This window comes from Flavobacterium artemisiae (assembly GCF_042678225.1).
Taxonomy (GTDB): domain Bacteria; phylum Bacteroidota; class Bacteroidia; order Flavobacteriales; family Flavobacteriaceae; genus Flavobacterium; species Flavobacterium artemisiae.
In genome coordinates this window covers 66,296-88,257 of sequence record NZ_JBHUDZ010000003.1, presented here as the reverse complement: position 1 = coordinate 88,257, position 21,962 = coordinate 66,296, and the positions used below count along the sequence as shown (strand labels likewise).

The window sequence follows — 21,962 nt, the reverse complement described above, 5'->3', positions numbered from 1 at the left end:
GCTGCCCACCATGAGAAAAAACCAGAACTCCATTCTAGCCATAATCGGTATTTTAGCGATTTTAGCTTTAATCTACACCACTATGATGCCTCAAAGCATCTCTAAAGATGAAGAAGCTTTAGCTGAGTTTTCGACCGAAAGAGCATTTAGCCAAGTCGAAATCATTGCACAAAAACCGCATTATGTAGGTTCGACCAATCATGAATTGGTTGCCAATTACTTAAAGCTCGAACTTAACAGAATTGGTTTAGAAACAAGTGTTCAAGAAGGTTTTACTTTAAATGACAGAGGTTTATTAGTTAAATCTAAAAACATTTTGGCTCGAATTAAGGGGACGCAAAACTCCAAAGCGCTTTTATTACTTTCTCATTATGACAGCGCGCCTCACTCTTTTTCAAAAGGCGCAAGTGATGATGCTTCTGGAGTAGCAACGATTTTAGAAGGAATTAGAGCTTTTCTTTATGCAAAACAACCGCAGAAAAATGACATCATTATTTTATTTTCTGATGCTGAAGAATTAGGATTAAACGGTGCTGCATTATTTGTAAACAAACATCCTTGGGCAAAAGATGTTGGTTTGGTACTAAATTTTGAAGCAAGAGGAACTTCTGGACCAAGTTATATGTTGATGGAAACCAATAAAGGAAACGAAACGTTGGTTAAAGAATTCTCGAATGCCAAAACTTCTTATCCGGTTTCAAACTCCTTGATGTACAGCATTTATAAAATGCTTCCTAATGACACCGATTTAACTGTTTTTAGAGAGCAAGGCAATATTCAAGGTTTTAATTTTGCTTTTATCGACGGTCATTTCAATTATCATACACAGCAGGATGACGTTCAGCATTTAAACAAAACTACTTTAGCACATCAAGGTACTTATTTGATGCCTTTGTTAAAATACTTCGCAAATGCCGACCTTAACAAAATCGAATCTACGGAGGATAATGTATATTTCAGTGTTCCGTTTTCGTTCATCACTTATCCGTTTTCTTGGGTATTTCCAATGACATTTATTGCTTTTGGTCTTTTAGTTCTTTTACTTTTCATCGGAAAAGCAAAACGCATTATTTCGTTTAGAGAAATCTTCAAAGGTTTTGTGCCGCTTTTAGGTTCATTAGTTATATCTGGTCTTGTAACTTTCTTAGGATGGAAAATTATATTAGAAGTATATCCTCAATATTCAGATCTTTTAAATGGATTTACTTATAACGGCCACGCCTACATTGGTGCTTTTGTAACTTTAAGCATTGCGATCTGCTTTGCTTTTTACCATCATTTTTCTGAAGCAAAGATCACAATGAATCATTTTGTAGCGCCGCTTTTACTTTGGATTATCATAAATGCTTTCTTAGCAAACAGCTTAACTGGCGCAGGTTTCTTAATTGTTCCTGTATATTTCGGAATCCTTCTTTTTGCAATATTTGTTTTCACACAGCATTTTAGTTTAGGACTCAATTTACTTTTCAGTATTCCGGCTTTAGCTATCATTGCTCCGTTTATTGTGATGTTTCCAATTGGTTTAGGACTTAAAATTCTTTACGGAAGTGCTATTCTAACCGTTTTATTATTCGGATTGTTATTGCCTGTATTTGGAGCATTCGCCAAAAAAGGGGCATGGATAATGGTTTTCTTTGCAGCATCTATCGGATTTTTTATATATGCTGGATATCATTCTGGTTATGAATATGGAAAAGCAAAATCGAACAGTCTGCTGTATGTTTACAACGCTGATACTAATTCTGCCGCTTGGACAACTTACGACACCAATTTAGACGAATGGACAAAAAGTTATTTGGGCGAAAAAAGCCAAAAAGCTGTTGGTTTAAACGCACTTCCAATTGCAAGTAAATATAATACCAGCTTTACTTACAGTGCTGTTGCGCCCGTTGTAGATGTACCAAAACCAACTATTGCGTTTTTAAAAGACAGCGTTGTTGGGAATAACAGGTATTTAAAAATCAGAATTACGCCAAATAGAAAAGTAAATCGCTACGATATTTACGCAAATCCAAAAATGACATTCTATAACTTCAAAGCAAATGGCGTTTCTACTTCTGACCAAAAAGGAAATCGCTTAGAACGCGAAGGAACCAAAATAATCTGCTATTATGTAGTTGCAAATGAACCTCTTGAAATGCAATTTTACATTAATAAATCATCTATCTTTGATATGGATTTAATCGAGAGTTCTTTTGATTTAATGTCAAATCCGCTTTTAAATGTAAAACCACGAAGCGACTGGATGATGCCGACACCTTTTGTTTTAAACGATGCCGTAATGATTCAGCAAAAAATAAAACGATATACCGCTCCTGTTAACGTGCCACTTGAAGCTGTTCCTGCAAAAGATAGCATAAAAGCAGTTACCGACACTATAAAACCTGCGGTTACACCCGAATAAAAACATATACTATGGCTACGAATATTTCTACAATTTTACTCAATGCCCCGACAGAAAAAGTCTGGAACGCACTTACACAGCCAGAATTGGTAAAACAATGGCAATACGGAAGCGATTTAATTACCGATTGGAAAGTAAATAGCGAAATCCGTTTTAGGAACGAATGGGAAGGCCAGGTTTTTGAACAATGGGGAAAAATTTTAGAAGTAATTCCGAATCAAAAAATAAGATATTCTTTGTTTTTTCCAAGACCTGGTTTAGAAGATAAGCCAGAGAATTATTTCATTATGAGCTATGTTTTATCTGAAGAAAATCAGAAAACAAAACTAGAAATCATTCAGGAAGACAATCGTCCAGAAGCAAAACAGGAAGAACCGCAAGGAGAAGAGAATCCGATTCTTCAGGCTCTTAAAGCTGTGGTAGAATCTTTAAATTAGGTCCAAAGGTACAAAGGTACAGAGGTACAAAGATTAAAAAAGAGGCTGTCTCACTTTTGAGACAGCCTCTTTTGTTTTTTTTAAATATGCTGGAAAACCTTTGAGCCTTTGCTCCTCTGCACCTCTGAACCTTTGCTCCTCTGAACCTTTGAGCCTTTGTTTCTCTAAACCTTTGTACCTAAAAAAAATCTAACACGCACATTCAATTTTTAAACCTTCAGCTTTTCCTTTTGTGCCTTCGGTGGCATAACCATCAAACTTCCACCACTCTATTCCGCCGATTAGTTCTTTTACTTTAAAACCTAATTTAGCCATATTTAGTGCACCTTTTGTTGAGGCATTACAACCAATTCCGTCACAATAAGTAACGTACAAAATATCGCGATCTAAATGTTTTGTCGTTTCAACAGTCATTTCTCGATGCGGAATATTAATCGCATTTGGAATATGTTCTGCTTCAAATCCAAATGCTTTTCTCGCATCGAGAGCAATTACTTTGTCGCCATTATTAAGCGCATCAAACAAATCGGATGGATCCATTTCAAAGGCTAGTTTATTTTCGTAATGTTTAATTTGCGTTTCCATTTTTAATTGTGTTTTAATGATTTTGTTTTTTCAAAAGTATACCAACGGTTTACACCATAAAAACGAAAAGAATTCATCAACTTGATTACTTTTTTTCATGTAAAACCCAATTCAAAATTTTGTTCCTTTGTAAAAACCACCAACAAAAAATGGAAATTCGTCATTTAAAATTAATAAAAGCAATTGTCGAAGAAGGAAGTATTACAAAAGCAATTGACAAACTTCATTTGACACAATCGGCTTTGAGCCATCAACTCAAAGAAGCTGAATATCAATTGGGAACTGCCATTTTTTTAAGAACTAATAAAAAACTGGTCTTGACAAAAGCGGGAGAAAAAATCTACGAAACTGCCAATGAAATCCTCGACAAACTCTCGCAGACCGAATCTCAAATCAAACAAATGGTTTTTGGCGAATATGGCGAAATTAGAATCAGTACCGAATGTTACTCGAGTTATCACTGGCTTCCTTCGGTTTTAAAGCAGTTTCATCTTTTATATCCGAATGTAGAATTAAAAATTGTAACCGAAGCGACACATTATCCTTTACAGAAACTATTAGAAAATACGATTGATATTGCCATCATCAGCGATCAGATCAAAGACAACAACATCAAATATCTGGAACTTTTTCAAGACGAAGTTGTCATGGTCATTTCTGAAAATCATTTATGGGCAGATAAAAAGTTTGTAACGGCAGAAGATTTTGTAAATGAACATCTGCTGATTCATTCACTTCCTTTGGAAACCGTTACCATACATCAATTTGTTTTGGCTCCAGCCAAAGTTTCACCCCGAAAAATTACGCCGCTTCCTTTAACCGAAGCTTCAATAGAAATGGTAAAAGCTGATATGGGCGTTATGTCTATGGCAAAATGGGCATTACAGCCGTATCTAAAAAACAGTTCGCTTAAGTCTGTAAAAATTGGGAAAAACGGTTTAAAAAGAAAACACTTTATTGCCATTCGTGAAAACGAAAATTATCCCGATTATTTTCATCATTTTATTTCTTTTCTACAAACCGAAATTCATCTTCAATGGAATATTTAATACGAAATTGCAAAATAGCTGATTTACCAAAATTGGTTGTTTTATGTCAAAAACATGCCGAATTCGAGAAAGCTGCATTCTGTAGCAAAGGAAAAGAAGAAGGTTTAAAGCATGCATTATTTACAGAGAATCCAAAATTGCATTGTTTGGTTGTTGAAGCAAATAGTACAATTGTGGGTTACGTTTCCTATACTTTTGATTACTCCACTTGGGACGCTGCCGATTTTATGTACATGGATTGTTTGTTTCTGGAAGAAGAAGCCAGAAGTTTTGGAATCGGAGAAGTATTGATTGAAAAGCTAAAAGAAATAGCAATCCAAAAAAACTGCGTCAATGTACAATGGCAGACACCTCATTTTAACGAAAGAGCTATTAAGTTTTACAACAGAATTGGTGCAAAAGGCAAAGAGAAAGTGCGATTTACTTTAACTTTGTAAACCATAACATTTTTGTTTCACGCAGATAAGGCAGATTTATACAGATTTTTTAAATAGATAGCTGTTTCGATCAGCTTAAATCTCTTTAAATCTGCGTGAAACAAACCTTTGTAGCTTTGAACCTCTAAATCTTTGAATCTTTAAAAAAAATGACAAAAATAAGTATCCTTGGCTGTGGCTGGTTAGGATTTCCTCTGGCAAAAAATTTAATTGCGAAAGGACATTCGATAAATGGCTCTACAACTTCAGAAAACAAACTTACTATTTTAAAAGAAGTCGGAATAAATCGTTTTTTAGTGGCGCTTGAAAGCGAAAGTGTTTCTGAAACTATCTGTGATTTTTTAGCGGAAAGCGAAATCTTAATCATTGATATACCGCCAAAATTAAGAGCAGTTGACCCCTATTCTGAAAAAAAGGTTTTTGTCGATAAAATCAACAATCTGATTCCGTTTATAGAAAAATCAACCGTTAAGAACGTTCTTTTTGTGAGTTCGACTTCTGTTTACAGTGACGAAAACGACTTTATAACCGAAGAAACATTTCCAGATCCTGAAACCGAAAGCGGTAAACAATTGTTTTTGGCAGAACAGCTTTTGCAGCAAAACCATAATTTCGAAACCACAATTCTTCGTTTTGGCGGATTAATTGGCGAAGATCGCCATCCAGTAAAACATTTAGCCGGAAAAGAAAATCTTGAAAATCCTGATGCTCCAATAAATTTGATTCATCAAAACGATTGCATCGGCGTAATTGACGCAATCATAAATCAATCTAAATGGAATGAGGTTTTTAATGCTGTTGCGCCTTTTCATCCAACAAGAGAGGAATATTATACTCAAAAAGCAAAAGAACAAAATCTGGATTTGCCAAAATTCGATTCTAAAAAATCAAATATTAAAAAGGTTATTTCAAGTGAAAAAATCGAAACCATTTTAAATTATCAATTTAAGCTGGATCAATATTAAACCATATAAGTTATATAAGTAATTTAAGTTTTGACGCTTTGATTTAAATGAGCTTAACTTATTTGTTGGGTATAATTATATTAAAAATGCAGCTTTGAATAAAATAGCACGCGGACAAAAACGGATTTGTGTAAAGAATCAAAAAAATCCGTTTTTATCCGCGTTTTCGTGATAACGAATCTGTGTAATCCGCGTCAAAATTTATACTATTTTAATTACACCCAACGGATATTAACTTTTATAACTTATAAGGTTCAAAATTATTTGCGAACTTTGTGTAAATCTTAGCGCCTTTGCGGTGAAAAAAATATGGAAACAGTTTACATCAATTCACCTTTAGGAATCACCAAAATTGTTGGCGATGAAGATGGTATTGCTGTAATTTCTGTTTCTGATGTCGGCAGTAATGAAATTTCAAAAACAATTCCGAAAGTTTTAAAAGACGCCGTTTCACAGTTAAATGAATATTTTGAAGGCAAAAGAACGGACTTTGATCTAAAACTGAATCCGCAGGGAACCGAATTTCAGCAAAAAGTCTGGAAAGCTTTATTGGAAATTCCATACGGAAAAACGGCGAGTTATATGGATCAGACCAAAAAATTGGGCGACGTAAAAGCCATTCGTGCTGTAGCTTCGGCAAATGGTAAAAACCCGCTTTGGATTGTCGTTCCTTGTCACCGCGTTATCGGCACAAACGGATCATTGACTGGATACGCCGGAGGATTGTCTCGTAAAAAATGGCTTTTGGAACATGAATCTCCCTCTCCTCAGCAAACTTTGTTTTAATTTTTGCCACCAATTTCACTAATTTACACTAATTTTAAATTCTTTCGAGAAAACAACAGAAAGAAAAATCTTTCATTTTTATTTTAAATGTTTAAATTTAGCCAAAAGAGAATTCGCGACAATTCGTGAAATTCGTGGCAACCTATAAAATGATTGAAAAAATAAATCTCAACAATATTTTATTTCTAGACATAGAAACCGTTCCAGAAGAAGAAAATTTCAATTCGCTTGACGCGGAAATGCAATCACTCTGGGATTTGAAAACACAATATCAGCGAAAAGACGAGTTTTCTCCTGAAGAATTTTACGAACGCGCCGGAATCTGGGCTGAATTTGGAAAGATCATCTGCATTTCGGTTGGTTTTTTTATCATCAAAGGAGATGTTCGCAATTTTAGAGTGACTTCTTTTTTTGGTGAAGAAAAGAAAATCCTTAAGGACTTTTCGAATCTGATTAACAATCATTTCAATCAGCCACAACATTTGATGTGCGGACATAATTCCAAAGAATTTGATATTCCGTTTATCGCCCGAAGAATGATTATCAATCAAATGCCAATTCCAGACAAACTGAATTTATTCGGCAAAAAACCTTGGGAGATTCCGCATTTAGATACTTTAGAGTTATGGAAATTTGGCGATTACAAACATTTTACTTCGCTAAAATTGCTAACCAAAATTTTGGGTATTCCATCGCCAAAAGGTGATATCGACGGAAGTCAAGTCGCACATGTCTATTATGTTGAAAAAGACATTGACCGAATCATTACGTATTGCGAAAAAGACACAATCGCCGTAGCACAGATTTTCCTGCGCTTACGCCGAGAAGATTTGCTAATTGAAGATGAAATTATTCACGTGTAACTTGAGGCACAAAGGGTTAGAGTTGCAAAGGGACAAAGGTTTAAACCTATAATCTTTATTTTTTTTTAAATGATTCATTCCGAAATTTCACACCATCGAATGGCTTCTCAGAAGCTTTATCAGGAAAATCAGTGTTCTCCTCAGGAAATTGTACATCATTTTGGTGCCATGCAAGCGCAAGATTATGCCATGGCAAAATGGGCTATTGGTTCACGCTGTAATTCCAGCGAAAAAGAAATCGAAGAAGCGGTTAATTCGGGAAAAATTATTAGAACTCATATTTTACGCCCGACCTGGCATTTTGTTTCCCCAGACGATATTTATTGGATGCTCGAACTTTCAGCACCACAGGTAAAACGTCTATTTGCTACAATGGCTAAACAACATGGTTTTGATGAAAAGAAATTTGGTCAGGTCAACTCAGCAATTGAAAAACTTCTAGCTGGAAATAATCATCTAACTCGAGATGAAATTATGAAAGAGCTTAACATCGAAAAAAGCACAGGCGATTTATCTCCTGTTATTGTAATGATGAATGCCGAATTAGATGGTTTAGTCTGCAACGGAAAAATGAAAGGCAAACAAATTACTTATGCTTTGCTCGAAGAAAGAGTTCCGAGACCAAAAACTAAATTATCGAAAGAAGAAGCTTTAGCAAAACTCGCTCTACGTTATTTTGAAAGTCATGGTCCCGCAACTGTATCTGATTTTTCATGGTGGTCAGGATTTCCCGTTACTATTTGCAAGAAAACATTAAACGCAATAGAGTTGCAATTAAACCAAATAACCATTGATAATCAGCAATATTGGTTAAAAAAAGGGCTTTTAGATGAGGATAACTTTCGCGAAAGCGTACATTTTCTTCCAGCCTTCGATGAAATTTTAATTTCGTATAAAACACGTGAAGCTTCTTTTAACACAGAACATCAATCGAAAGTTTTTACCAATAATGGCATTTTTAAACCCATAATTTTAGAAAACGGAAAGGTCATCGGGATCTGGAAAAGAACTTTCAAAAAAGATCACGCTAAAATTGAAACGGAGTTTTTTAATGAAACTGAGATAAGCAAAAAGCATATTATTTTTGAAGGAATTAAATCTTTTGAGAAGTATTTAGAAACCAAAATTATTATTGAATAGATTTATTTTTTAATTAAAAATTACCAGAATTTATATGTCGCTCCGCTGGAGCTTTTTACAAAATAAATAAATTCATTTCTATAAATATATCGCTCTTCCAGAGCTATTGCTAAATCTTTTTAAAGCTCTGGAAGAGCGATATATTTATAGCCCCAGAGGGACGGCATCTAAATTCAATATTCATCATTCTTTCAATATTTAAAAGCATCAAATTATTCTTCAGAAACAGAATCTTTATGCTTATTATTGCTAAATAATTACATTTACAAAAAATTACAATTATGGTATTAAGCAGATTTTGGTTAGCGATTTTCATTTCGTCAATTGTTTTTATTGTAGTAAGCTTATTTACTAGCAACAGTTATACGATTGATTATGTTTTGAACGGAAAAAAAGACGATCCGATTCTCGTTTCCGAAAAGTATGCTGAACAACTTCCTGCTTTTATCAAAGACAGCATCAAAAACGCGCCGGAACAAACCATGATTGTCAATCGTGATACGTTAAATGCCGACACGACTTATGTTTACAAAAACAAAACGGTTAAAATTTACAGCGGCGTTCAAAAATCTGATGGTTTACTGCCAACTTGTAAAAGTACTTTACTAGATCTTATTATTCCGCTTATAGCTTATCTGGCATTTTTCTGTGGATTAATGGAACTTCTAATCATTTCTGGTGCTTCGGGAAAATTAGCCAAAGCTTTGAGTCCGGTATTTGTAAAAGTGTTTCCGAGTATTCCTAAAAATCACCCTTCGATATCGTACATGACTTTAAATTTTGCTGCCAATTTTCTGGGATTAGATTCGGCTGCAACACCATTTGGATTAAAGGCCATGGAAAGTCTCCAGGAAATAAATCCCGATAAAGACAAAGCCAGCGACGCACAAATTATGTTTATGTGCCTGCACGCTTCTGGATTAACTTTGATTGCAACTTCGATTATTGGTTATCGTGCTGCAGCAAATGCAAGCAATCCGGCCGATGTAATGCTTCCGTGTATCATTACGTCGTTTATCGGAACTATTGCTGCATTTCTTATTGTCGGAATCAAGCAAAAAATAAACTTCAAAAGTGCTTCTTTGGTTTTAGCTTTAATACTTTTAATTGCTGGAATTATTGGTTTATTGATGTACGTCAATCATTTAGATTTAATCGGAAAAAACCTTTTTACTTCTAATCTTTCTGCATTAATCTTAATTGCGATTATCGCCTTCACATTGATTTTCTCTTTCATTCATGAAAAAAAATTCACTGAAGCTAATACAACCGTTTTTGAGTCTTTTGTAGTAGGAGCCAATAACGGAGTTAAAACAGGAGTTACTATCTTTCCTTATGTAATGGGGATGCTTGTAGCCATTTCACTATTCAGAAACAGCGGTTTGTTCGAAATCATCAGCGACGGAATCGCTTTTGTATTCTCAAATATGGGCGTGAGTAAAGAAATTACAAATGCATTGCCTGTTGCGATGCTGCGTCCGTTTAGTTCTGCAGGTTCTAGAGGATTTTTAATTGATTCTATGAATACCTTTGGTGCCGATTCTTTAACGGCAAGATTGAGCAGTATTTTTCAATGCAGCGCCGAAAGTACATTTTACGTAATTGCCGTTTATTTTGGTTCTGTAAATATCAAAAATACGCGTTACGCTTTAGGCACAATGCTTTTGGTTGATTTGATCTGCGTGATTACTGCTATTTTTGTGGCGACTTGGTTCTTTTAATATTCAAGCCTTCAACCCATAATATTTTCTTCTTTAAAATGCGTAAGAATTTTATTGATGTTATTGTTTTTTAATTAATTTTACTTTTTAGACACCAGATATATATTTTTGAATCGTTTATAATCTAATTCCATGAAAATCCACGCCTTTCTCCTTTTATTCGTTTTAATTGGATGTCAAAAAACAAATTCAGAAGCTTCACAAACCGCAACAGAATTACCCGTTCCTCAACAAACCGGAGTTGCTGCTGCAGACGAAAAAATCATTAAAACCGATACCATTTCAATGTATTCTGACGGAAAAGAGTCTTCTGATGATTATATTTTAGCAAATCTAATAGAGCAAAAAGCAGACAAAGACAGTATTGTAACGGCAAAATACAGATTAGATTTTTATCAAAATAAAACGAAAGCTACGTCTTCAAAAATTACCATCAAAGGTTTTCAAAAAGGTTCTGAATGGGTTGCCTCTTACGGATTAAACTCTGAAGGTTCTTCAAAATCTCCTTTTATACAAGTTTCTGTTGGATATCCTGCTTGCGGCTATTCGCATGATAATTACTTGTATTACTTTAAAAACAGCACTTTACAATTAGTACATCAATGGGCTACTATGACAGACAGCGGTTGGGGAAGCTGGGTTGAAATCGTAAGCACAGAAAGCGATCCTAACCCTAAATCCTTTTATTGCAAAACTGTTGCATTTGAGCCGACAGACGATGACAACATGGACATGGGCATCGTAACCTATTCAGATTCAATATCATTTGAATTAAAAGATGATCGTTGGAAAAAGATGCTTCTTTCTTCAAAAGACAAACCCTATTTTGAAAAGAAGATGACTTTTGATGAATTTCATAACCAGCAATAAAACGCGTTCAAGGCCTTATTCAAAATCTTTCTAAAATAAATAATTTCTAACTTTGTAAAAAACAAAGTAATGATTGATTTTATATACCAAGATCCTTATCCGATCTTAAAGGATGATACGCAGTACCGCAAAATCACCTCAGATTTTGTGAAAGTGGAACAATTTGGAGAACGCGAAGTTTTAACCGTTGATCCGAAAGGTTTAGAATTATTGGCTGAAGAAGCTTTAACAGATGTTTCGTTTATGTTGAGAACGACACATTTACAAAAACTAAGAAAAATTCTAGACGATCCTGAAGCGACCGATAATGATCGTTTTGTTGCTTACAATTTGCTTCAAAATGCTTCTGTTGCTGCTGAGGGTCAGCTGCCAAGCTGCCAGGATACAGGAACAGCAATTGTAATGGCTAAAAAAGGCGAAAGCATCTTTACAGGTGTGGATGATGCAGAATGGTTAAGCCGCGGTATTTTCAATACGTACCAAAAACGTAACTTACGTTATTCTCAAATTGTGCCGATTTCGATGTTTGAAGAAAAAAATTCAGGATCAAATCTTCCGGCACAAATTGACATTTATGCTAAAAAAGGAACTTCATACGACTTTTTATTTATGGCAAAAGGCGGTGGTTCTGCCAATAAAACCTACTTATACCAACAGACTAAATCTTTGCTGAATGAAAAATCACTAGATGAATTCATTAAAACAAAAATCAAAGATTTAGGAACTTCGGCTTGTCCTCCATACCATTTAGCTCTGGTTATCGGCGGTACTTCTGCCGAGGCCAACTTAAGCGCTGTTAAAAAAGCATCTGCTGGATATTACGACAATCTTCCAACTACAGGAAACATGGCTGGTCAGGCTTTCCGCGACCACGAATGGGAAGAACGCGTTCAGAAAATCTGTCAGGAAAGTGCTATTGGAGCGCAGTTTGGCGGAAAATATTTTACTCATGATGTACGTGTAATTCGTCTTCCGCGCCACGCGGCTTCTTGTCCTGTTGGATTAGGGGTTTCTTGTTCTGCAGATAGAAACATCAAAGGGAAAATTACGAAAGACGGAATCTTTGTTGAGCAATTAGAAACAAATCCAAAACAGTTTTTACCAGAAACAGCGCCGCATTTAGAAGCGCCAGTAGAAATTGATTTAAATCAGCCAATGGCAGACATGCTTGCAGAGCTTTCTAAATATCCGGTTAAAACACGTTTAAAACTGAACGGAACTGTAATTGTTGCCAGAGATATTGCTCACGCAAAAATTAAAGAAATGCTGGACGCTGGAAAACCAATGCCAGATTACTTTAAAAATCACCCGGTTTATTATGCAGGTCCTGCAAAAACTCCAGACGGAATGGCTTCTGGAAGTTTTGGCCCAACAACTGCTGGCCGTATGGATGTTTATGTTGATGAATTCCAGAAAAACGGAGGAAGTATGATTATGCTGGCAAAAGGAAACCGTACCAAACAAGTTACAGATGCCTGCAACAAATACGGCGGCTTCTACTTGGGTTCTATCGGAGGTCCTGCAGCAATTTTGGCGCAAGACAATATTCTTAAAGTTGAAGTTGTTGATTTTGAAGAATTAGGAATGGAAGCTGTTCGAAAAATTACTGTAAAAGATTTCCCGGCTTTTATTATTACAGATGATAAAGGGAATGATTTTTTCGCAAATTTATAGGCCTAAGACTCTAAGATTCTAAGCACTAAGATCCTAAATTATTTAGATAATAAAAAAACCGCTCTTGGGCGGTTTTTTTATTAATATCTATAAACTTTGAACTTATAGCCTAGAGCCTATGCCCCTTTGTAGCTTAGTAGCTCAAAAACTTAGAGTCTTAGAAACTTTGGACTCAACTTACGCACTCATGTCTTGTTTTTCAAAAGCAATAAAATGCGTTAGAATCCCTTTTCGGTTATAGACAGGAAAAGCATTTATTTTGCACTTATAGGTTTGTCCATTTTTTCTGTAGTTATCTAGGGTTTTCTCAAAAGGAATTTGAAGTTTTACCGCTCTTCTAATTTCACTAAGCGTTTTTTTAGACGTTTCAGGACCTTGAAACATTTTAGGCGTTTTGCCTAAAACCTCATCTTCTTTATAACCGGTCATTTTTTTGATTCCGCTGGAGGCAAAAACAATTGTCAGATCTAAATCGGTTATCAAAACCACTTCATCTTTAATTCTTTCTTTGATGTTGAGTTGTTTTTCGTCCCAAGTAAAATGATTCGAAATTTGATTTACTTTTTTAAGGTCGTTCGTTAGTGCTTTCAATTCATTTACATATTCGTAATGAAAATCCCAAGCGAGAATCGGAACCGAATTTCGCTGCGTAAAGTCCTCAGATTTAATGTTTTTCATACAAAGAGATTTAAATGATCAACAATCCTTCACTCAAAGATACACCGAAAATTTCTGCATCGTTTACGGTTTTCCACATTCTGTGTGTTAAAATCGTTATCAAAATGTAAACTTTAACTGCACTACAACGGCTTTCTTTTCTTCCGTATTCAAATTACTTAAAGAAATTCCGAGTAATCGAACAGAATCTTTCATTTTTTCCTGATATAATAATTCTTCCACCGTTTCCATAATCAGACTTTTATCCGAAATAAAATACGGCAGCGTTTTGCTTCTTGTCTGCTGCGTAAAATCGCTGTATTTAATTTTAAGGGTTACTGTTTTCCCAGAGATAGTGTGCCTTTTTAACCTTTTTTCTAATGAAGTTGCAATTCTTTCCAACTGTTCGAGCATAAATATCTCCGAAGATAAATTGACATCAAAAGTATGTTCTGCCGCAACAGATTTGGTTGTTCGCGAAGGTTTAACTTCACTATTGTGAATGCCTCGAACCACATGATAATAGAAAACACCCGATTTACCAAAGTGTTTTTCTAAAAAATCCAAAGACCTGGCTTTTAAATCTGTTCCGGTAAAAATTCCCAACTGATACATTTTCTCCGTGGTTACTTTTCCAACACCATAAAACTTACGAATAGGCAAATCTTCCAAAAAAGACTCGACTTCATCTGGATTTACCGTTTTCTGTCCATTGGGTTTGTTATAATCACTGGCAATTTTTGCCACAAATTTATTAACAGAAATTCCGGCAGAAGCTGTCAAACCCACTTCATTCAAAATTCGCTGTCTAATTTCCTGAGCAATTAGACTTGCGCTCGGATTTCCTTTTTTATTTTGAGTAACATCCAAATAAGCTTCGTCAAGCGAAAGAGGTTCAACTAAGTCTGTATAATCATGGAAAATTTTATGAATTTTGGATGAAATCTCTTTATAACGATCGAATCTTGGTCTTACGAAAATAATGTGTGGACAGTATTTCTTTGCCAAAACACCGCTGATCGCACTTCGAACACCAAATTTTCTGGCTTCATAACTTGCCGCAGAAACTACTCCTCTATTTTCAGAACCGCCAACTGCAACCGGTTTGCCACGCAATGAAGGATTATCCATCTGCTCGACCGACGCGTAAAATGCGTCCATATCAATATGGATAATCTTGCGATATGTTGGCGTTTCAGACATTTTACAAATTTAAAAAGTAAAGCAATAAAAAAGCATTGCAGATAGTTATAAATAATATCAATTTTTAAAGAATAGAAATTCGATGAGTGCAAACCGATTATTCTTTCTATTTTTGTTGTTCTACACGAAAAATTAAATAATGCGAACATTTGTTATAGGTGACATTCACGGCGGATTACTTGCTCTTGAACAAGTGCTAAAAAGAGCCGAAGTTACTACTGAAGATACTCTAATCTTTTTGGGCGATTATGTTGACGGCTGGAGCCAGTCGGTCGAAGTAATTGATTTTCTAATTGATTTGAAACGTAAACAAAACTGCATCTGCATTAGAGGGAATCACGATCAGCTGGCATTGGACTGGCTTGAAGAAAGACACGATGATTTTGATGAAGAAATGTGGTACAAACATGGCGGTAAGGCAACTGTTGAGGGCTATGCTAAAATTTCTGCAGACAAAAAGAAAGCACATATAGAATTTCTAGAAAACCTTCAGGATTATTATCTTGATGATAAAAACCGTTTGTTTGTTCATGCGGGTTTTACAAATCTCAATGGCGTTAAATGGGAATATTTTTCAAAATTATTCTATTGGGACAGAACGCTTTGGGAAACTGCTTTGTCATTAGACCCAAAATTAAAACCCGATGATGTGAAATATCCTAAGCGATTTACCGTTTATGATGAAGTCTACATTGGCCATACTCCTGTAACAAGAATTGGAAAAACTGTACCGGTACAAAAGGCCTGCGTATGGAATGTTGACACTGGAGCAGCGTTTAGAGGTCCGCTTACTATTTTGAATGTTGATACTAAGGAATATTGGCAGAGCGAACCGTTAAATGAGCTGTATTTTAATGAAAAAGGTAGGAATTAAATTATTTAAAATTTACATTTGCGCCGCAAAATAATTAATATTTAAAATTTTATGAAAAAGGTTATTACACTTTTGTTCTTAGTTTCATTTGGATTTATTAATGCTCAAAAAGCTTTTAGCGGTAAAGGAGACATTAAAGTAAATGTTGGTGCTAATCTTCAGGATGGCGGTTCTGGAATTCAAGGTTCAGTAGATTTTGGTTTAGGAGAAAATTTCTCTTTTGGTTTTGTTTCAACTTACCTATTAGGAGTAGATAATTTTAACGGTTATTATCGTAATGTTCCTACAGAAATTTACGATCAAAAACCAGATTTTATCGATCGTTTTGATGCTAAAGCAAGAATTAGTGCTAATTTATCAAGCGTAATTGGTATTGAGCAATTAGATGTTTATCCTGGATTAAATTTAGGTTTACATAATTTTGGTGCTCATGTTGGGGGACGTTATTTCTTTACTGACGGTTTTGGAGTTTTCACAGAACTTGGATTTCCAATCGCTAAATATGGCTCTAATAATGATCCTTTCTATCATTTAAATAATCAAGTAACTTTTAGTTTAGGAGCTTCATTTAACTTGTAGTACTTTGGCGCAAGGCACAAAGACGCAAAGTTTCAATAATAAAAAAACCGCCTTATAGGCGGTTTTTATTTTTTACAGCTTAACAAATTTCTTAATTATTTTTTTAGCACCATTATTCACTTCGATCAGATAAATTCCTGTACTCAGATTGCTTACATCAATAGGTCCTGAAATTTGTCCAGATCCCAACTGCTGTCCTAGTGTATTAATAATTTTATAAGAATAGCCGTTTACTTCTGAAACTAAAATGTTTAATTCACTTTCCACTGGATTTGGATACAAAGCAAAACTCTCTTTTTCAGTAGTTTCAATGATTCCTGCCGTTATTGGTTCTGCTTCAATTGTTCCCGAATCCGTAATATTTATGGTATAATCTTCTACTTGTCCATATGAAAATGATTCACAAGATGTTGGAATCGCATTATATTTCATAGAAACTCTCATTCTAGTTGCTCCTAATACCGCAGTTGCCGGAATTGTAATTGTTCCTGTTACCGGAGTAGTTTTTGATGCCGTTTTTGTCCACACTGTTTCACCAGAATCAGCAAAATCACCATCTTGGTTATAGTCAATAAACACCGCATAACCTTCATTGTAAGTTGTTGATGTCCAAACCGGAGTTATTGTGATCGTGTAAGCGCTTCCTCTGGCAGCATTCGTAGAAAGTGAAGTATAATTTTCATAACCTGTTGTTCCTGTTGAAGTATTATTAATTGTTCCAAAAACAACCTTGCTTATTCTTTCATCAGCAGTACTATTTCCTTGAGATGTACAGTAAGAAACGGTAACTGCTGTAGTAGTTACACTTACTGCATTGCTCGCAGCAGAAACATTTCCAGCCGCATCTTTTGCTTTTACAGTAAAACTGTAAGTGGTTAAAGCTGTTAATCCAGTTACATTATACGAAGTTGTAGTTGATGAACCTTTAAGGACAGTACCTTGGTAAATATCATATCCTGTGACAGCAACATTATCTGTTGAAGCTGTCCATGTTAAATTTGTAGTAGTTCCTGTTGTTCCAGAAGCTGCTAAAGCTGTTGGTGCAGATGGAGCCGTAGTATCTGTTGATCCTGTATATGCAGCTCCAACACCGATAGCATAAAATGCATTTGTAGTCGCAATAACCTCTGCAGATCCTGCTCCATATAAGTCAATTGCAGACTGAATACCAGATGTTCTTGCATTTGCAAAAGTCGAGTTGGATGTTAAATAAACATCTTCTAATCGAAATGCAATTTTTGCTGCTTTATCAATTCCAATTCCTGTTACGTTGTATGAACTTCCTATGTCATTTGTACCTGTTTTACCCACAGCCAAAATATAAAACCAATGGTTAAAAACTCCTGAATTAGTATGTACACCACAATAATCATTACTGCTTGTTGGTGTACAGTTTACATTAATCCAGTTTGTTCCGCCGTAAGTATCCGGCTGTCCTTCTGATTTTGGGTTACTCATTGAGCGAAGCGCTACGTGTCCGCTTCTTCTTTCAATATCTTCCCCTACTAACCAAGTCGATTTCGTTGGCGCAGCACGATATTCGATACAAGCCGCCCAAATATCTGAGAAAGCTTCGTTCATCGCTCCAGATTCTTTTTGATAGGCCAAGTTTGCAGTATAAGTACAAATAGCATGTCCAATTTCATGTCCAGCAACATCCAAAGAAGTTAAAATATCAAATCCACCTGTTCCGCTTCCGTCGCCATATGTCATAACACTTCCATTCCAGAAAGCATTGTTATTGCTTGAGTATCCAGCCGCAATTAAATTGTAATGTACATAGCTTCTAATTTTTGCTCCAGCGTCGTCAAAACTATTTCTGCCATGCACTGCAGACCAATAATCGTAAGTCATTTCAGCCCCCCAATGTGCATCAAGAGCGCCGTTGTCTTTGTTGGTATTATTATATTCTGCCGCTGTCCAGTTATTATCAGCATCTGTAAAGTTTGTGGTTGGATAGGTTGCTGTCCTCGCAGAATTATAAGTTTGAATTCCGTTACCGCGCGTTCCATCCAAAAGTATATAAGATGAACCGCTCAAAGTGGTTTCTATAGTCTGTGTCCCGCTGTAACGTGTTGCAGCATTTGCAGCCACAATTGCTTTTTTAGCCGAAGCTGTTTCTGCATTATTGCTTTTTGATGAAGATAATTTCCTTGTGTGAACATTATCATTTAAATGTTTTATAGTTGCATTATAAAACAATGCTTTTCCTGTTTGGGCATCTATATACAAATCCCCGCGGCTTAACGGTTTTGTTGCATAAATATCAAACTTGTAAGCTAGACGAACTTGATCTGTAGTTCTTTGTTGTCCCTGTTGTTCCATATCTGGAAGCAGCACCAGTTCGCCAGCAGGTTTTTCATATCCTATCTCTTTTGCATCTTGCGGTTTTTCCCAAAGATATTCTGATGCATTGGTATGACTAAGAGCTCTGTTAAAAGCTTCTTGCTTAGAAAGAGCTGGAGTTAGTTTTACATTTTCGATATTGTAGTATTCCCCATTCATCGAAACTAACTTTCCGTTTTGAGAATGCAGTGTATAATTAGCAAATTCTACTTTGATTCCCTGTTCATACAATTGAAATTTTTCATGTACATAACCTTGTTTGTCCGTTTCAGTTCTTACTATTCTAAAAGTCTGATTGTCTTTTAGTCCAAGTTGTTCTTTAAAAACTTTTTGAGAATCTGTTCCTTTGTAGGTCGACTCTTTGCTAAACGTAATTAAACTCGGCTGTCCGTTTTCAGATACATTTTTCTGGCTTACCCGTTTATCAGCAACCTGTGCTGCGGCAGAAAATGATAATGTCATCACAACAATTGTTGCGATAATTCTAGGTAATTTTCTTTTCATAATAATTTGGGTTTTTAATTTTGGTTAAATAATTACAAACAAATCCATTAAAGTAAGTAAATACTTAAATTTTAAATAAAAGTATTTTAATTTTGTTAGATTGTCGATGAAATTTGCCGTTAATCGATAAAATGCAACAATTTTTACTTTAAATTCACTTTTATTTAACAAAGCGTATAAAATCCATAAATAAAAGTGCGAATTTTTGTATATTTTAAATATTTAACGAGCTGAAAAACAGTACAAAAGCCAAAAAAGTATTTTCTTTAAACCTTGAATATTAATTTATACCTACAAAAAAGCCGGCTTATTAAGCCGGCTTTCAATTTTTTATGATTTTGTGTAATTCTTTAAATCGACATTTCAGGAATTTCGTCTTCAATTATCAAATCCGCTTCGGTCGAAGCAATAATGTGCTCGACTGAGACACCTGGCGCTCGTTCTAAGAGCTTAAAACCTTTTTCTGTCACTTCGAGAACCGCAAGTTCCGTTACGACCTTTTTAACACATCCTACGCCCGTAAGTGGCAAAGTACATTTTTTAAGGATTTTAGATTCTCCTGCTTTATTCACATGCATCATAGCAACGATAATATTTTCAGCAGAAGCTACCAAATCCATTGCTCCTCCCATTCCTTTTACCATTTTGCCTGGAATTTTCCAATTGGCAATATCTCCGTTTTCCGAAACTTCCATTGCGCCCAAAATTGTTAAATCTACTTTCTGGCTGCGAATCATTCCGAAACTAAAAGCCGAATCAAAGAAACTCGCTCCCGGAAGTGTTGTAATGGTTTGTTTTCCTGCATTAATAATATCAGCATCTTCTTCGCCTGCAAACGGAAAAGGTCCCATGCCAAGAACTCCGTTCTCACTTTGAAATTCAACCGAAATATCTTCACGAACATAATTTGCCACCAAAGTCGGAATCCCGATCCCAAGGTTTACAAAATAACGGTCTTTAACTTCCTTTGCAATTCGTTTTGCTATATCTTCTTTTGTTAACATATTTTCTAATGTGTCAATTTGTTAATGTCTTAATTAGTCAATTAGATAATTTCCCAATTGCTCGAAGCATTATCTAATTTTCTAATTATCTCAATTGTCCAATTTTTCTAATTTTTTCTAATAAAATAACCCCAAGTTGCCTTCGCAATATCTGCGATTATCTTTTCTGTATCTTTTTGACTTTCTGTTATTTCTTTTAAATAAACCGAAAGAATAAAATGTTTCCCGTTCGGAAGTTTTACAATTCCAATGTCGTTCAATGCTACTCTCAAATTATTATCATTGGTTCCAGACATCCCTGTTCTGTGTGCCAATTCTGTATTTTCAGGAAGTCCAGCTTTCATCCAAGTCAAACCTCTGGATGTTTCAACCATAATTTGATACAGATATTTTGTTGTATTTTCTTTTAGGATTTCACCTTTAAAGAACTTTTCCAACAATTCTGTTGTCGCCAAAGGTGTTGTGGTATTCACATACAAGTTTTTCCAGATTTTCATTTGCTCTTCGTTAACCTTAATCACGAAGTCCTTAATTCCCTGTTTGTTTATAAACTTCTGTATAACACTAGCACCACCAACTAAATCGATCAGAATATCACAGCCATTATTATCACTATGCGAAACGGTGTATCTCAAAAGTTTATCCAAAGTCAGGTACATATTCCCATTCGGATATTCTTCCTTCATCGGACTCCAAGTATTTTCATGAAGATCTTTCTTCTTAATAAATATTTTTTGTTCTAATGAAAGCTCACCTTTGTCTATTTTATCTAAAACCGTTAAAGCGATATGAAACTTAAAAACACTCATCAGGGGCGCTTTCAAATTTCCGTTAATGCTTAACGTATCTTTATCTTCAATTCCCTTTATAGAAATTCCGACTGTCGCATTTTTTGTTTTTATAATTTGATTTAATTCCTGCCTAAGTTCATTGATTGTTTGAGCAAAAGTCTGAAACGAAGCCAATGAAAACAGCATTACATAAAAAAGTTTTCTCATTTTTGAATGTGTCAATTTTTAATGTGTTAATTAGTCAATTTGATAATTAGATAATTTCCAATTACTCAAAGCATTATCTAATTGACAAATTATCTCATTATCTAATTTATCGCTGGCGCACAGTGCGTTGTTCAATACGTTTTTCGAATTCTTCTCCTTGAAAGATTCTCTGCACCATAATTCCAGGAATATGAATTTGATTTGGATCTAATGTACCAACCGGCACCAATTCCTCAACTTCAGCAATTGTAATTTTTCCTGCTCCTGCCATACACGCGTTGAAGTTTCTGGCAGTTCCTTTAAAAATCAGATTTCCGGCTTCATCGCCTTTCCAAGCTTTTACAATCGCGAAATCTGCTTTAAAAGCTTCTTCCATAATATGCATTTTACCATTGAATTCACGAACCTCTTTTCCTTCTGCAACTTCAGTCCCAAAACCAGCTGGTGTAAAGAAAGCCGGAATTCCAGCTTGAGCGGCGCGACAACGTTCTGCCAAAGTTCCTTGTGGTGTAAGTTCGACTTCTAATTCTCCAGAAAGCATCTGTCGCTCGAATTCAGCATTTTCCCCCACATAAGACGAAATCATTTTCTTGATTTGCTTTTTCTGCAAAAGCAATCCCAAACCAAAATCATCAACTCCTGCATTGTTTGAAATACAGGTTAAATCTGAGATTGACGTATTAACTAATGCTGCAATTGTATTTTCTGGAATGCCGCATAATCCGAAACCTCCAAACATAATTGTCATGCTGCTTTGAATTCCTTCAATTGCTTCATGAACGTTATTTACTTTTTTTGTTATCATAACAAACTGTCTTTATAGCCTAATATTTTTGATAAAAATAAGATTTTTAGATGGAATTATA

20 protein-coding genes are annotated in these 21,962 nt (G+C 35.3%); 13 read left to right on the top strand and 7 right to left on the bottom strand.

All coding sequences use genetic code 11. The annotated features are described in order from the left end of the window. The first annotated feature begins 10 nt into the window (after window positions 1-10). Both ACFSC2_RS04600 and ACFSC2_RS04595 read left to right on the top strand, forming a co-directional pair. The gene (locus ACFSC2_RS04600) at window positions 11-2,404 is read left to right on the top strand and encodes a M28 family peptidase (RefSeq protein ID WP_379817584.1); all 2,394 of its coding nucleotides are present in this window, start codon (window positions 11-13) and stop codon (window positions 2,402-2,404) included. Between the two features lie 11 nt (window positions 2,405-2,415). Then, window positions 2,416-2,841 (top strand): SRPBCC family protein, encoded by a 426-nt coding sequence (locus ACFSC2_RS04595; RefSeq protein WP_379817585.1) that lies wholly within the window; start codon window positions 2,416-2,418, stop codon window positions 2,839-2,841. A gap of 189 nt (window positions 2,842-3,030) precedes the next feature. Here ACFSC2_RS04595 and ACFSC2_RS04590 read toward each other — a convergent pair whose 3' ends face one another. Further along, window positions 3,031-3,426: a rhodanese-like domain-containing protein gene (locus ACFSC2_RS04590; protein WP_379817586.1), complete on the bottom strand. Its 396-nt coding sequence runs from the start codon at window positions 3,424-3,426 to the stop codon at window positions 3,031-3,033. A gap of 149 nt (window positions 3,427-3,575) precedes the next feature. On the opposite strand from ACFSC2_RS04590, the gene ACFSC2_RS04585 reads away from it, so the two are divergent. The 9 genes from ACFSC2_RS04585 to ACFSC2_RS04545 all read left to right on the top strand — a co-directional run bounded on the left by ACFSC2_RS04585 (window position 3,576) and on the right by ACFSC2_RS04545 (window position 12,931). Then, complete coding sequence (locus ACFSC2_RS04585) at window positions 3,576-4,475, top strand: LysR family transcriptional regulator (RefSeq protein ID WP_379817587.1); 900 nt, start codon at window positions 3,576-3,578, stop codon at window positions 4,473-4,475. Continuing rightward, window positions 4,463-4,912 carry a GNAT family N-acetyltransferase gene (locus ACFSC2_RS04580; RefSeq protein WP_379817588.1) on the top strand — a complete coding sequence of 150 codons (450 nt, stop codon included), beginning with the start codon at window positions 4,463-4,465 and terminating at the stop codon, window positions 4,910-4,912. Before ACFSC2_RS04585 ends, ACFSC2_RS04580 begins: the two co-directional genes overlap by 13 nt. A 149-nt stretch (window positions 4,913-5,061) precedes the next feature. Further along, window positions 5,062-5,877: a Rossmann-fold NAD(P)-binding domain-containing protein gene (locus ACFSC2_RS04575; protein WP_379817589.1), complete on the top strand. Its 816-nt coding sequence runs from the start codon at window positions 5,062-5,064 to the stop codon at window positions 5,875-5,877. Window positions 5,878-6,186: 309 nt separating this feature from the next. Then, window positions 6,187-6,663 carry a methylated-DNA--[protein]-cysteine S-methyltransferase gene (locus tag ACFSC2_RS04570; RefSeq protein ID WP_379817590.1) on the top strand — a complete coding sequence of 159 codons (477 nt, stop codon included), beginning with the start codon at window positions 6,187-6,189 and terminating at the stop codon, window positions 6,661-6,663. Window positions 6,664-6,812: 149 nt separating this feature from the next. Further along, entirely contained in the window at window positions 6,813-7,526 is a 714-nt protein-coding gene (locus ACFSC2_RS04565) for a 3'-5' exonuclease (RefSeq protein ID WP_379817591.1), read from the top strand. A gap of 69 nt (window positions 7,527-7,595) precedes the next feature. After that, window positions 7,596-8,666, top strand: a complete 1,071-nt coding sequence (locus tag ACFSC2_RS04560; RefSeq protein ID WP_379817592.1) for a winged helix DNA-binding domain-containing protein — start codon at window positions 7,596-7,598, stop codon at window positions 8,664-8,666. 281 nt (window positions 8,667-8,947) lie between these two features. Further along, entirely contained in the window at window positions 8,948-10,387 is a 1,440-nt protein-coding gene (locus tag ACFSC2_RS04555; RefSeq protein WP_379817593.1) for a nucleoside recognition domain-containing protein, read from the top strand. A 132-nt stretch (window positions 10,388-10,519) separates the two neighbouring features. Continuing rightward, entirely contained in the window at window positions 10,520-11,257 is a 738-nt protein-coding gene (locus ACFSC2_RS04550; RefSeq protein WP_379817594.1) for a hypothetical protein, read from the top strand. A gap of 69 nt (window positions 11,258-11,326) precedes the next feature. After that, window positions 11,327-12,931: a fumarate hydratase gene (locus ACFSC2_RS04545; protein WP_379817595.1), complete on the top strand. Its 1,605-nt coding sequence runs from the start codon at window positions 11,327-11,329 to the stop codon at window positions 12,929-12,931. Between the two features lie 177 nt (window positions 12,932-13,108). Here ACFSC2_RS04545 and ACFSC2_RS04540 read toward each other — a convergent pair whose 3' ends face one another. Both ACFSC2_RS04540 and dinB read right to left on the bottom strand, forming a co-directional pair. Continuing rightward, window positions 13,109-13,609, bottom strand: a complete 501-nt coding sequence (locus ACFSC2_RS04540; protein ID WP_379817597.1) for a PAS domain-containing protein — start codon at window positions 13,607-13,609, stop codon at window positions 13,109-13,111. Between the two features lie 99 nt (window positions 13,610-13,708). Further along, on the bottom strand, window positions 13,709-14,791 hold the full coding sequence (gene dinB / locus ACFSC2_RS04535) for a DNA polymerase IV (RefSeq protein WP_379817598.1): 1,083 nt from the start codon (window positions 14,789-14,791) through the stop codon (window positions 13,709-13,711). Window positions 14,792-14,930: 139 nt separating this feature from the next. Here dinB and ACFSC2_RS04530 point away from each other — a divergent pair, with 139 nt between their 5' ends. Beyond that, window positions 14,931-15,665 (top strand): metallophosphoesterase family protein, encoded by a 735-nt coding sequence (locus tag ACFSC2_RS04530; protein ID WP_379817599.1) that lies wholly within the window; start codon window positions 14,931-14,933, stop codon window positions 15,663-15,665. A gap of 51 nt (window positions 15,666-15,716) precedes the next feature. Continuing rightward, window positions 15,717-16,244, top strand: a complete 528-nt coding sequence (locus tag ACFSC2_RS04525) for a DUF6646 family protein (protein ID WP_379817600.1) — start codon at window positions 15,717-15,719, stop codon at window positions 16,242-16,244. A gap of 72 nt (window positions 16,245-16,316) precedes the next feature. Here ACFSC2_RS04525 and ACFSC2_RS04520 read toward each other — a convergent pair whose 3' ends face one another. The 4 genes from ACFSC2_RS04520 to ACFSC2_RS04505 all read right to left on the bottom strand — a co-directional run bounded on the left by ACFSC2_RS04520 (window position 16,317) and on the right by ACFSC2_RS04505 (window position 21,901). Beyond that, window positions 16,317-19,094 (bottom strand): M4 family metallopeptidase, encoded by a 2,778-nt coding sequence (locus ACFSC2_RS04520; RefSeq protein WP_379817601.1) that lies wholly within the window; start codon window positions 19,092-19,094, stop codon window positions 16,317-16,319. A gap of 350 nt (window positions 19,095-19,444) precedes the next feature. Continuing rightward, complete coding sequence (locus tag ACFSC2_RS04515; protein WP_379817602.1) at window positions 19,445-20,098, bottom strand: CoA transferase subunit B; 654 nt, start codon at window positions 20,096-20,098, stop codon at window positions 19,445-19,447. Window positions 20,099-20,205: 107 nt separating this feature from the next. Then, the gene (bla, locus tag ACFSC2_RS04510) at window positions 20,206-21,096 is read right to left on the bottom strand and encodes a class A beta-lactamase, subclass A2 (RefSeq protein ID WP_379817603.1); all 891 of its coding nucleotides are present in this window, start codon (window positions 21,094-21,096) and stop codon (window positions 20,206-20,208) included. A 106-nt stretch (window positions 21,097-21,202) separates the two neighbouring features. Beyond that, entirely contained in the window at window positions 21,203-21,901 is a 699-nt protein-coding gene (locus ACFSC2_RS04505) for a CoA transferase subunit A (RefSeq protein ID WP_379817604.1), read from the bottom strand. Window positions 21,902-21,962 lie beyond the last annotated feature (61 nt).

What these genes read in the sequence shown, in the direction of transcription:
- ACFSC2_RS04515 (WP_379817602.1), bottom strand. Translation starts at nt 20,098, where the DNA reads ATGTTAACAAAAGAAGATATAGCAAAACGAATTGCAAAGGAAGTTAAA.
- ACFSC2_RS04550 (WP_379817594.1), top strand. Translation starts at nt 10,520, where the DNA reads ATGAAAATCCACGCCTTTCTCCTTTTATTCGTTTTAATTGGATGTCAA.
- dinB (WP_379817598.1), bottom strand. Translation starts at nt 14,791, where the DNA reads ATGTCTGAAACGCCAACATATCGCAAGATTATCCATATTGATATGGAC.
- ACFSC2_RS04565 (WP_379817591.1), top strand. Translation starts at nt 6,813, where the DNA reads ATGATTGAAAAAATAAATCTCAACAATATTTTATTTCTAGACATAGAA.
- ACFSC2_RS04555 (WP_379817593.1), top strand. Translation starts at nt 8,948, where the DNA reads ATGGTATTAAGCAGATTTTGGTTAGCGATTTTCATTTCGTCAATTGTT.
- ACFSC2_RS04585 (WP_379817587.1), top strand. Translation starts at nt 3,576, where the DNA reads ATGGAAATTCGTCATTTAAAATTAATAAAAGCAATTGTCGAAGAAGGA.
- ACFSC2_RS04570 (WP_379817590.1), top strand. Translation starts at nt 6,187, where the DNA reads ATGGAAACAGTTTACATCAATTCACCTTTAGGAATCACCAAAATTGTT.
- ACFSC2_RS04580 (WP_379817588.1), top strand. Translation starts at nt 4,463, where the DNA reads ATGGAATATTTAATACGAAATTGCAAAATAGCTGATTTACCAAAATTG.
- ACFSC2_RS04540 (WP_379817597.1), bottom strand. Translation starts at nt 13,609, where the DNA reads ATGAAAAACATTAAATCTGAGGACTTTACGCAGCGAAATTCGGTTCCG.
- ACFSC2_RS04590 (WP_379817586.1), bottom strand. Translation starts at nt 3,426, where the DNA reads ATGGAAACGCAAATTAAACATTACGAAAATAAACTAGCCTTTGAAATG.
- ACFSC2_RS04520 (WP_379817601.1), bottom strand. Translation starts at nt 19,094, where the DNA reads ATGAAAAGAAAATTACCTAGAATTATCGCAACAATTGTTGTGATGACA.
- ACFSC2_RS04545 (WP_379817595.1), top strand. Translation starts at nt 11,327, where the DNA reads ATGATTGATTTTATATACCAAGATCCTTATCCGATCTTAAAGGATGAT.
- ACFSC2_RS04600 (WP_379817584.1), top strand. Translation starts at nt 11, where the DNA reads ATGAGAAAAAACCAGAACTCCATTCTAGCCATAATCGGTATTTTAGCG.
- ACFSC2_RS04595 (WP_379817585.1), top strand. Translation starts at nt 2,416, where the DNA reads ATGGCTACGAATATTTCTACAATTTTACTCAATGCCCCGACAGAAAAA.
- ACFSC2_RS04575 (WP_379817589.1), top strand. Translation starts at nt 5,062, where the DNA reads ATGACAAAAATAAGTATCCTTGGCTGTGGCTGGTTAGGATTTCCTCTG.
- bla (WP_379817603.1), bottom strand. Translation starts at nt 21,096, where the DNA reads ATGAGAAAACTTTTTTATGTAATGCTGTTTTCATTGGCTTCGTTTCAG.
- ACFSC2_RS04525 (WP_379817600.1), top strand. Translation starts at nt 15,717, where the DNA reads ATGAAAAAGGTTATTACACTTTTGTTCTTAGTTTCATTTGGATTTATT.
- ACFSC2_RS04505 (WP_379817604.1), bottom strand. Translation starts at nt 21,901, where the DNA reads ATGATAACAAAAAAAGTAAATAACGTTCATGAAGCAATTGAAGGAATT.
- ACFSC2_RS04560 (WP_379817592.1), top strand. Translation starts at nt 7,596, where the DNA reads ATGATTCATTCCGAAATTTCACACCATCGAATGGCTTCTCAGAAGCTT.
- ACFSC2_RS04530 (WP_379817599.1), top strand. Translation starts at nt 14,931, where the DNA reads ATGCGAACATTTGTTATAGGTGACATTCACGGCGGATTACTTGCTCTT.